This is a genomic window from Arthrobacter sp. FW306-1B-F12A, from assembly GCF_058781865.1.
In genome coordinates this window covers 162,119-172,183 of record NZ_JBYSXD010000005.1, presented here as the reverse complement: position 1 = coordinate 172,183, position 10,065 = coordinate 162,119, and the positions used below count along the sequence as shown (strand labels likewise).

Genomic DNA, 10,065 nt, shown 5'->3' with positions numbered 1-10,065 from the left:
GTGGGAGCTAGGTGGGGTAGATGGCGCAACCACTGCAACGTGGTTGCATGGAATGACGCGACCGGGATGAAGCCGCCAGCGGAAAGGCAAAAAAGAAGCTCCCCGGATCGCAGGATCCGGGGAGCTTCAAAGCAAGCGTCAGGGGCTATTTGAGCCAGGCAGCCACCACATCGGGGTGGGCATCCACCCATTTCTTGGCGGCGGCGTCCGGCTTCATGCCGCCCTGGATGTCCGTTGCGACCGAGTCCTGGTCGGCGTTGGTCCACGAGAAGGCCTTGAGCAGTTTCGCCGCGGGAGAACCGCTGTCCGCAAACTTCTTGGCCATCACTTTGTTCAGTTTGTAGTCGGGGTAGTCACAGGCCACCTTCTCGGCATCGGCATCGCAGCCCGGGGTGTAGGCGGGCAGGCTGACCTTCTTGAGGGGGACCTCGGAGAGGAACCATTGCGGTTCGTAGAAGTAGCCAAGCAGCGGTGTCTTGTTCTTTTCGGCCGTACGGAACGACTGGATGAGAGCTGCTTCCGAGCCCGAGAAGACCACTTTGTAGTCGAGGCCAAGGTTCTTGACCAGGGCTTCGTCGTTGGTCACGAAGGCGGGGTCGCCGTCCAGGACCTGGCCTTTGCCGCCTGATTCGGAGCTGGCAAAGAGTGAGGCGTACTTGTTGAGGTTCTTGCTGTCCAGGATGTCCGGGTACTTCTGGACCATCCATGGTGGTACGTACCAGCCGATGTGCCCTTCGTTGCCCGTCGGGCCGGCGTCCACAGCCACTTTTTGGTCCGTGATGTACTGCTTCGTGAGGTCGGCGTGACCCCAGTTCTCGAGGATGACATCGACTTCACCGGAACCAAAGCCCTGCCAGGAGATCTGCTCCGACAGGTCCTTCTGGACTACTGTGCAACCGAGCTTGTTTTGGGCTACGTAGCTGTAGACGGCCGCATTTGCCGTGTAACCGACCCACGCGTTGAGGGCGACATTGACGGTTCCGCAGGGCGTTTCCGAGGAGCCTGCGGCTGCCGCTTGGTTCACGGAAGCGCCTCCGCAGCCAGCTAGCAAGAGGGCTGCGGTAACGGTTCCGGCCAGTACGGGAAGTGTTCGTTTCAAAAGCTGTCTGGTTCTACTCATGGTTGGGGTCTCCTTGTTGGGGCGGTGAACGGGGAGGACTAGTGCGCGCTCGATTTTGCTGAGCGGATTTTGCGGACCGGGTCGGCTGCCGCAGCCTGGGTGATGCGGTCCAGCAGGATGCCGAGGAAGACGATGGCCAGGCCGGCGGCGAGGCCCTTGCCGAACAGCGAGCTCTGGACAAAGCCGGCGACGACGTCGTATCCCAGGCCGCCTGCACCGACCAGGGCTCCGACGACTACCATGGCCAAGACGTAGATCAAGCCTTGGTTTGCGGCGAGGGCCAGGGATTTCCTGGCCATGGGGAGCTGGACCTTGGTGATGACCTGCCACGGGGTTGACCCGCTGGATACTGCAGCCTCCATGACGGTCGGGGAGATCGCCGCGATGCCGTCGGCCGTGATCTTGATGGCCACAGGCGCTGCGTAGATAATTCCAGCGACGATGGCCGTGAATCTCGTTGCGCCGAAGAGGCCTAGGAATGGAACCAAGTAGACAAAGGCAGGCATGGTCTGGCCCGCATCCAGCATGGGCCGCATGATCTGGTCCACCTTGTTGGACCTGCCCATCGCCACACCGAAGATGATGCCCAGCACCATGACGACGGCCGTGGCAACAAGGGTGCTGGCCAAGGTGACCATGGCATCGCTCCACAGGCCCAGGTAAATGATCGCAGCCAGGCATGAGGCGGTGACCAGTGCCAGTTTCCAACCGCCAAGTGCGTAAGCCGCTACAAGGACAACCGCGACGAGGAGGTAGAAGGGGGTCTCGGTCAGAAGGGATTGGAACGGGTTAAGGATTCCGTTGGTCAGGGCCTCGCGGAACGACACCGTAAACAGGGAAAGATTTGTCTGCAGCCATGCGCTGGCAGCGCTGACTCCGCTGACGATGTCCGGGCCAAAGTTGAGGTTCTTCGGAAAGGCTGCTGCCCAGAGCATGGTCCGGGAAAGCTGGACCATGGCAAGGACAACGGCGAGGCTGGCAGCGAGCAGGATGTACCTGCTTTTCCGCGATATCCGGCGCTTGCGGGCTGCTCCGGGTTCGGCCCGGCGGCTGGCGGCCGTGGTGACCCGGTCCAGCACAATGGCCAGGAGGACGATCGACAGACCTGCGTTGACAGCTGTCCCGACGTCGAGCGATTGCAAGGCACGCACAACCACTTGTCCCAGGCCCGGCGCCGCGATCAGCGCCGCGATGGTGACCATGGACAAAGCAGCCATGGTGCTTTGGTTGATCCCCATCACGATGGTGCGCCGTGCCAGGGGGAGCTGCAGGGTGAGAAGCCGCTGCAACCCTGTGGTGCCCAAGGAATCGGAGGCTTCCCTGGTGTTCTCCGGGATGTTCCGGATTCCGTGTGCCGTCAGTCGGATGAGAGGAGGCACCGCGTAGATCACCGTGGCGATGACGGCGGAGGCAGGGCCGATCAGGAAGATGAGGGCCAAAGGAGCCAGATAGACGAACGTGGGGAGGATTTGCATGAAGTCGAGGACCGGAGTGATCACTTGGGAAACCCGGCCCGAGATCCCGGCCAAGACTCCGAGCGGGATGCCGATCAGCAGGCTGAACAGCACGGCTGTGAGGACGAGGGCGAAGGTGTAAGCCGCTTCCGTAAACAGGCCCTGGAGCCCGAAGAACGTGAATGCGGCCGCCGTCAGCAATCCCACCCGGGCATTGCCGACCGCAAAGGCGATCCAGCTGAGCAGGCCGACAGTTCCCAGCCAGCCGATTTCCGGTAGGCGCAGCCCGGTGGAGCTGGCGGCAAAAGTGCTGGTGAACAGATTTGCGACTGAATCGACGGCGGAACGGAAGGGAGTGAAGACGTACTGGAAAACCGGATTGTCCGCCCGGTTCGATGCGACCCAGGCATTGAATTGGTTGAGCGAACGGTGCAGGTCAGTCAATTCCGACGCCGGCAGCGTGAGGGTCGATGTGCCGTGCAGGAACAAGAAACCGAGGAGCCAGAGGACTCCGGCGGCACCCAGGAGCAAAACTCGGCGACTCAGCCGCTTGCGCGGCGGGCGGAGGGTGTTGGCGCTGGCCTGAACCGGGGCGCGATCGCGAACTAGAGTGGACATCACGCCGCAACTTCCGTGCTGCGGATGACCGACAAGATGCTGTCGCGGTCGATCTGGCCCGTGATTTTGCCGGACTCTTCCACGAGCACGGGACACGTCGAGTTCATGACCGTGGGGATGGCGTCGCGGATGATGGTGCCTGCGCTCAGGACGGGAGCATCCCCGGGAGTGCCCAAAGCTACCGGATCGGTGATCCATTTGAGCGTCAGGACATCCGCGCGGGGTACTTCCGAGACGAAGTCGGCAATGTACTTGTCCGCTGGCGATCCGACAAGATCATCGCCGGTGCCGCACTGGACAGTCTCGCCGTTCCGCATGATCAGGATGCGGTCCCCGAGTTTGAGCGCTTCGGATAGGTCGTGGGTAACGAACACCATCGTCTTGCCCATCTCTTTGTGCAGCCGGATGACTTCGGCCTGCATATCGCGCCGGATGAGGGGATCCAGGGCCGAGAACGGCTCGTCGAAGAGGATGGTGTCCGGATCGCCCGCCAAGGCGCGGCCAAGCCCAACACGCTGCTGCATTCCGCCGGAAAGCTGATCGGGGAAATGCTGCTCGTAACCCTTGAGGCCTACCAGTTCGATGATTTCGCGGGATTTGGCGTAACGCTCGTTTTTCGACGCCCCGCGGATCTGCAAGCCGTAGGACACGTTGTCCAGCACGGTGCGGTGCGGTAGGAGGCCGAAGTGCTGGAAGACCATGGACATCTTCCTCCGGCGCAGTTCCCGAAGTTCGGTGGTTCCCGCATCCAACACGTCTTTTCCGTCCACCAGGACGCTTCCCGACGTCGGTTCGATCAGCCGGGTGAGGCATCGGATCAGGGTGGATTTTCCTGATCCGGAGAGGCCCATGACGACGAACACCTCGCCCTTGGCGACGTCGAAGTTCATGTCCCGCACGGCAGCATTGCAGCCAGTGCGTTCAAGCAATTCGCCGGAGCTCAAGCTCGACAGCTCGGGATTCTTGGGGATCTTTTCACCTCCGGGTCCGAAGACCTTCCAGAGGTTGCGCACTGATATGTCAGGACTGCTCATTGCTGTACTCCTGCCTGTGACGGCTCGAACCAATGGCTGGGCCCGGGGCTGATGTTTTGCCAGATGTGCTTTGTTTCTCGGTATTCGGCCAAGCCCGCGAGCCCCAATTCGCGGCCGTTGCCTGATTGTCCGAAGCCGCCCCATTCGGCTTGCGGAACGTATGGGTGGTAGTCGTTGATCCAGACCGTCCCGTGGCGCAGCGCTTCGGATACCCGCTGGGCCTTCGAGGCGTCTGCCGTCCACACGGCGCCGGCCAGTCCGTAGACGGTATCGTTGGCCAGCCGGACGGCCTCTTCCTCGGTGGTGAATGTTTCCACCGTCATGACGGGGCCAAAGGATTCCTCCTGGACCACGCGCATCGAGGTCTTGCACCCGTCCAATACGGTGGGCGGGTAGAAACTGCCACGCCCCAGTTCCGGGGTGTCCGGAATGAAGCCTCCGCACAGCAACCGGGCGCCCTCCGCAACCCCGGCCTGCACGTAGGCGTGGACCTTGTCCCGGTGGGCCGTGGAGATCAGCGGGCCGGTCTGGGCCTCCTGGTCGAAGGGGCCGCCCAGCCGGATCTGGCGTGCACGGCGAACCACCTCGGCCACGAACTCTTCGTGAATGGACTCTTCGACAATGAGCCGCGCCCCGGCCGAGCAAACTTGGCCGGAGTTCAGGAAAACAGCCGTCAGGGCGTTGTCGATGGCGGCCTCACGGTCAGCGTCGGCAAAGACCACATTCGGGTTCTTGCCGCCGAGTTCGAGGGCCACGCGCTTGACCGTCTCCGCCGCGGCCACCATGATCCGCTTGCCGGTCTCCAGTCCGCCCGTGAAGGAGACCAGATCGACCCGCGGATCCGAACTGAGCACAGCCCCCACTTCCGGTCCCGTTCCCGTCACGAGGTTCGCGACGCCGTCGGGCACGCCGGCTTCGCGCAGCGTGTCCATGAGCAGGATCGACGTCGAAGGCGTCAGTTCGCTCGGCTTGAGGACAAAGGTGTTCCCGGCGAGCAGTGCCGGCGCAACCTTCCACGAAGCCTGCAGAAGCGGATAGTTCCACGGCGTGATGAGGCCGCAGACGCCCACGGGTGCATGGACGACCCGGCTGATGGCGCCGGGCCGGCCGGTATCGATCACGCGGCCTGCGTCCGTGCCTGCGACGCTGCCGTAGTAGCGGAAGCAGGCGATGACGTCGTCGATGTCGTATTCGGCTTCGACCAGTCGCTTGCCGGTGTCGAGGGCTTCGGACGCGGCGTAGCCGGCTTTGTCCCGCTGGAGCAGCCCGGCCACGCGGAGCAGGATCGCGCCGCGTTCCAGTTCCGGTGTGCCCGGCCAGCCGCCGTCGTCGAACGCCTTCCGGGCACTCGCCACCGCTGCCTCGGCGTCGGCCGAGGTGCACTCTGCGACGTCGGCAACGTGCGTTCCGTCCGCCGGGCAGTTGATGCTGCGGATTCCTCCGGCGGACTGCCGCCAGCCGCCGTCAACGTAGCTGCCGCGCACCGTGTGGGTCTGGGAAAATTGTGGGCTGTTCATGCCGCTCCTTGGTTCCTCGCGGGAGTGACCTGGGGCCGGCTGTCCAGGCCTTCCAGGCTGTCCGGAACCGGGCTGCTGCCGTGCCGGTAGAACTCGGCGGCGATCGGAGCAAGGGGTTCGCGGCCCTGGATCAGGTCAGCGGCTTTCTCGGCCAGCATCATGACCGGCGCGTAGATGTTGCCGTTGGTCACGTAGGGCATTGCCGAAGCGTCAGCCACCCGCAGGCCCGAGGTGCCGTGCACCCTCATGCTGAGCGGGTCCACCACGGACATCGGATCGGTGGCCGGGCCCATCTTGGCCGTGCAGGACGGGTGCAGCGCGGTTTCTGCGTCGCGGGCTACCCAGTCGAGGATTTCCTCGTCCGTCTGGACGGTTGGACCGGGGGAGAGCTCCCCGCCATCGAAAGGCGCCATGGCCGACTGCTCGAGGATCTGCCGGGAAATCCGGATGGCTTCGACCCACTCGCGCCGGTCCTGCTCCGTGGAAAGGTAGTTGAATTTCATGGACGGGTGGACGGTGGGGTCCGTGGAGGTGATCTTCAGGCTGCCGCGCGCATCGGAGTACATGGGCCCGATGTGCACTTGGTAGCCATGCTTGGCATCGGCCTTCTGGCCGTCGTAGCGGACGGCCACCGGCAGGAAGTGGAACATGAGGTTGGGGTAGGCCACGTCCTCGTTGGAGCGCACAAAGCCGCCGCCCTCGAAGTGGTTGGTGGCAGCAGGTCCCTTGCGCCCGAACAGCCACTGCAGGCCGATCCACGGGTAGCGCCACAGGCTCAGGCTGGGTTGCATGGACACCGGCTGGGTGCAGGCGTGCTGGATGTAGACCTCCAGGTGGTCCTGCAGGTTTTCGCCGACGCCGGGCAGGTCAACTACGGGTTTGATGCCGAGGGACGTGAGGTGCGTGGAGTCCCCGACGCCGGACAACTGCAGGAGCTGCGGGGTGTTGATGGCCCCTCCGCACAGGACTACTTCCTGGGCATCCACGCTGTGCTGCTTGCCGTTGCGTCGATAGCTCACGCCCGTGGCCCTGACATCGGACGTTCCAATGCCGTCGAAGTTGATTTTCGAGACGAGGGCCCGGGTCCTGACCGTGAGGTTGGGCCGGTTGAGGTGCGGCCGCAAGTAAGCCCTGGAGGCGGAGAGCCGCTGGCCCTTGTGCACATTGCGGTCGAAGGGACCGAAGCCCTCCTGCCGGTACCCGTTGACATCGTTGGTCCGTGCGAATCCGGCTTGTTGGGCCGCGCGGAAGAAGGCTTGGAAGAGGGGATTGCGCGCCGGACCGCGTTCAAGGACCAGCGGTCCGTCGTGTCCGCGCAGTTCATCGTCGGGTTCCGCGGCCAGCGCGGTCTCCATGCGGTTGAAGTAGGGGAGGCAGTGAGCGAAGTCCCAGGTCTCCATCCCGGCGTCGGCTCCCCAGCGTTCGTAGTCCAAGGGGTTGCCGCGCTGGAAGATCATCCCGTTGATGGAACTGGAGCCGCCCAGGACCTTGCCGCGGGTGTGGGCGATCCGGCGTCCGTGCATGTGCGGCTCAGGGTCGGATTGGTAGCGCCAGTCATAGAACCTGTTCCCGCTGGGGAAGGTGAGCGCCGCGGGCATCTGGATGAACAGGTCCCAGGGGTAGTCGCTGCGGCCGGCCTCCAGGACCAGGACGGTCTTGGTGCGGTCTGCGCTGAGCCTGTCCGCCAGCACCGATCCGGCGCTGCCCCCACCCACAATGACGTAGTCAAACTTTTCGTTGGCCATTAGTTGAACTCCTTTGAAGTGATCCCCATTGCTGTGTCGAGTAGCCAGGAGGGGCGTCAGCCCCGTAGCTTTTCCATGGTTGGATCCACGAGGGGATCGGCAGAGATGGTGGCCGGGATCCGCTTCCCGAAGTATTCGATCTCGACGGTGTCACCCTCGCCCGCTTCGGCGGGCAGCCAAGCGTAGGCGATGGGCTTCCGGACGGTGTAGCCGTAGGCGGCGCTTGTGACGTAGCCGGCGGGCTCTCCCTTGAAATAGACAGGTTCCTTGCCCAACACAACGGACGTGCCGTCGTCGACCGTCAGGCAACGCAAGCGGCGGTTGATGGGCAGTTCGCGGCGGGCTTTGAGGGCCTCGGCACCGATGTATCCTTCCTTGTCCTTGCCGACGGAGAAGCCAAGGCCCGCTTGGAAGGGCTCATGCTCGGGGGTCATGTCGGTGCCCCACAGCCGGTAGCCCTTCTCGAGGCGGAGGCTGTTGAACGCGCCGCGGCCGGCCGCGATGATGCCCTGCTCCTGGCCGGCCTCGAACAAAAGGTCCCAGAGCTTTTGGCCGTTTTCCGCCGTCGTGTACAGCTCCCAGCCCAACTCGCCGACGTAGGACAGCCGCATCGCGGTGACAGGGATCCCGCCGATCCGGACTTTCTTGGTGCGGAAGTACTTCAATCCGTCGTTGCTGAAATCGTCGTCGCTCACCTTGGCCATGACCTCGCGGGCGAGCGGCCCCCAAAGCCCCACGCAGCACGTGGAACCCGTGATGTCCCTGACCTGGACCCACTGGGTGACGTCCCCAGCGGTCTGTTTGCGGGCTTCGGTGGTGAGGTAGGCGAAGTCGATGTTGCCGTTCGCGCCTACCTGGAACGTGGTTTCGTCGAGGCGGGCCACCGTGATGTCGCTGCGGATGCCGCCGTCGCCGTTGAGGAGCAGGCAGTACGTCACCGCACCCGGCTTCTTGTCGACTTTCCCGGCGCTGAGGCGCTGCAAGAGGGCTTCGGCGCCAGGGCCGGAAACCTCCAGCCGCTTGAGAGGCGTCATATCGTAGAGCGCGACGGCGGTGCGCGTCTTCCACGCTTCGGCAGCGGAAATGGGGGAATGGAACATGGCGGCCCACGGTTCGCGTTCAGGTGCGCGCCATTCTTCCGGGAGGATCTCCAGCAAGCCGCGGTTTGCCTCGAACCAGTGCGGGCGCTCCCAACCCTGGGCTTCGAGGAAGAACGCCCCGAGCTCCTTCTGCCGGGCATTGAATGGGCTCACGCGCAGTTCGCGGGGCGAGACGCGTGGCTGCAGCGGGTGCAGGACATCGTAGATCTCTACGAAGTTCTGCTGGGAGGTTTCGCTGACGTAGCTCTCCGCGGTCTGGATCTCTTCGAAGCGGGAGACTTCGCATTCGTGGAGCGGAATCCGGGATTGGCCCTCGATCAAGAGCTCGGCCACTGCCCTGGCCACGCCGGCGGAGTGCGTCACCCACACGGCCTCGGCAACGAAGAACCCCTCAACCTCTTTGGACTCGCCCACCAAGGGACCGCCGTCGGGGGTGAAGGAGAAGATGCCGTTGAAGCCATCCGCAATCCCCGCGCCGGCAAGTGCCGGAAGGAGTTCCTTGGAGTCCTCCCAACTCGGCAGGAAGTCCTCTTCGGTGAACGCCAGGCGGGACGGCATGCGGTGCTCGGACATGTCCGCCGCAGCAACCTCGGGGAGCTCCCGGAGGTCCACGGGCATGGGCTTGTGGGCGTAGGAGCCAATGCCCATCCGGTCCCCGTGCTCGCGGTAATAGAGGTCTTTGTCCTGGTGGCGAAGGATGGGCATCCACGCGCCGTTGGCGGGATCAAGCAGCCGCGAGGCATCGTTCCGGCCCACGAGCTCCGGTACGGAGGTGGTCTTGACGTATTGGTGGGCCAGCGGGAGGAGTGGCACGGACATGCCCACCATGGCGCCGATCTTGGGTCCCCAGAACCCGGCGCAGGAAACTACGATGTCCGCAGGGATCACACCGTCGGGCGTTTCGACTCCCGTGACTTTGCCGCCTGTCTGTTCAATGCCGGTGACGGGAGTGGAACCGCGGAACGTGACGCCTGCGGCGCTCGCCTTGGCGATGAGCAGGCCGACGGCGCGGGCCGCGGAGGCCAGGCCGTCGGAGGGGACGTAGAGTCCGCCGAGTACTTTCTCCTGGTTGAGCAGCGGGTAGTGCTTGGCGCACTCGTCCGGATCGATGAGCCGACCTTCCACACCCCACGACGCCGCGTAGCCCAGCTTGCGCTTGAGGTCCTCCAGGCGCCCTGGCGTGGTGGCCACCTCGAGGCCGCCCACCTGATTGAAGCAGGAGACGCCGGAATCGCTGAGGGAGAGTAGCTTGTCCACGGTGTAGGACGCGAATTCGGTCATGGCCTTGGAGGCGTTGGTCTGGAACACGAGGCCGGGGGCGTGCGAGGTTGAGCCACCCGCCAACGTCAACGGGCCCTGCTCGACCACGGTGATATTGGTCCAGCCGCGGGTGGACAGCTCATCCGCAAGATTGGCGCCGACGATGCCGGCTCCGATAATGACGACGCGGGGTGATGTGGACATGCGTGTTGCTCCT

Annotated in this window: 6 protein-coding genes; all 6 read right to left on the bottom strand. The window is 64.1% G+C overall.

Annotated features, from left to right (window positions below; all coding sequences use genetic code 11):
• Nucleotides 1-145: 145 nt before the first annotated feature.
• From AC3WJU_RS04750 to AC3WJU_RS04725, 6 genes are read right to left on the bottom strand one after another with little or no spacing between them, the layout of a single operon-like run.
• Nucleotides 146-1,120: an ABC transporter substrate-binding protein gene (locus tag AC3WJU_RS04750; protein WP_492259269.1), complete on the bottom strand. Its 975-nt coding sequence runs from the start codon at nt 1,118-1,120 to the stop codon at nt 146-148.
• Between the two features lie 38 nt (nt 1,121-1,158).
• Complete coding sequence (locus AC3WJU_RS04745; RefSeq protein WP_306962117.1) at nt 1,159-3,192, bottom strand: ABC transporter permease; 2,034 nt, start codon at nt 3,190-3,192, stop codon at nt 1,159-1,161.
• Entirely contained in the window at nt 3,192-4,226 is a 1,035-nt protein-coding gene (locus tag AC3WJU_RS04740; protein ID WP_059388152.1) for a quaternary amine ABC transporter ATP-binding protein, read from the bottom strand. The genes AC3WJU_RS04745 and AC3WJU_RS04740 overlap by 1 nt, the downstream gene beginning before the upstream one ends.
• A complete protein-coding gene (locus AC3WJU_RS04735) occupies nt 4,223-5,743 on the bottom strand; it encodes an aldehyde dehydrogenase family protein (RefSeq protein ID WP_492259268.1) in 1,521 nt (506 codons plus the stop codon). Before AC3WJU_RS04735 ends, AC3WJU_RS04740 begins: the two co-directional genes overlap by 4 nt.
• The gene (gene betA, locus AC3WJU_RS04730) at nt 5,740-7,488 is read right to left on the bottom strand and encodes a choline dehydrogenase (protein ID WP_084784710.1); all 1,749 of its coding nucleotides are present in this window, start codon (nt 7,486-7,488) and stop codon (nt 5,740-5,742) included. The genes AC3WJU_RS04735 and betA overlap by 4 nt, the downstream gene beginning before the upstream one ends.
• Before the next feature lie 56 nt (nt 7,489-7,544).
• Nucleotides 7,545-10,052: a GcvT family protein gene (locus AC3WJU_RS04725; protein WP_492259267.1), complete on the bottom strand. Its 2,508-nt coding sequence runs from the start codon at nt 10,050-10,052 to the stop codon at nt 7,545-7,547.
• Nucleotides 10,053-10,065: the final 13 nt, after the last annotated feature.

What these genes read in the sequence shown, in the direction of transcription:
- AC3WJU_RS04750 (WP_492259269.1), bottom strand. Translation starts at nt 1,120, where the DNA reads ATGAGTAGAACCAGACAGCTTTTGAAACGAACACTTCCCGTACTGGCC.
- AC3WJU_RS04745 (WP_306962117.1), bottom strand. Translation starts at nt 3,192, where the DNA reads ATGTCCACTCTAGTTCGCGATCGCGCCCCGGTTCAGGCCAGCGCCAAC.
- AC3WJU_RS04740 (WP_059388152.1), bottom strand. Translation starts at nt 4,226, where the DNA reads ATGAGCAGTCCTGACATATCAGTGCGCAACCTCTGGAAGGTCTTCGGA.
- AC3WJU_RS04735 (WP_492259268.1), bottom strand. Translation starts at nt 5,743, where the DNA reads ATGAACAGCCCACAATTTTCCCAGACCCACACGGTGCGCGGCAGCTAC.
- betA (WP_084784710.1), bottom strand. Translation starts at nt 7,488, where the DNA reads ATGGCCAACGAAAAGTTTGACTACGTCATTGTGGGTGGGGGCAGCGCC.
- AC3WJU_RS04725 (WP_492259267.1), bottom strand. Translation starts at nt 10,052, where the DNA reads ATGTCCACATCACCCCGCGTCGTCATTATCGGAGCCGGCATCGTCGGC.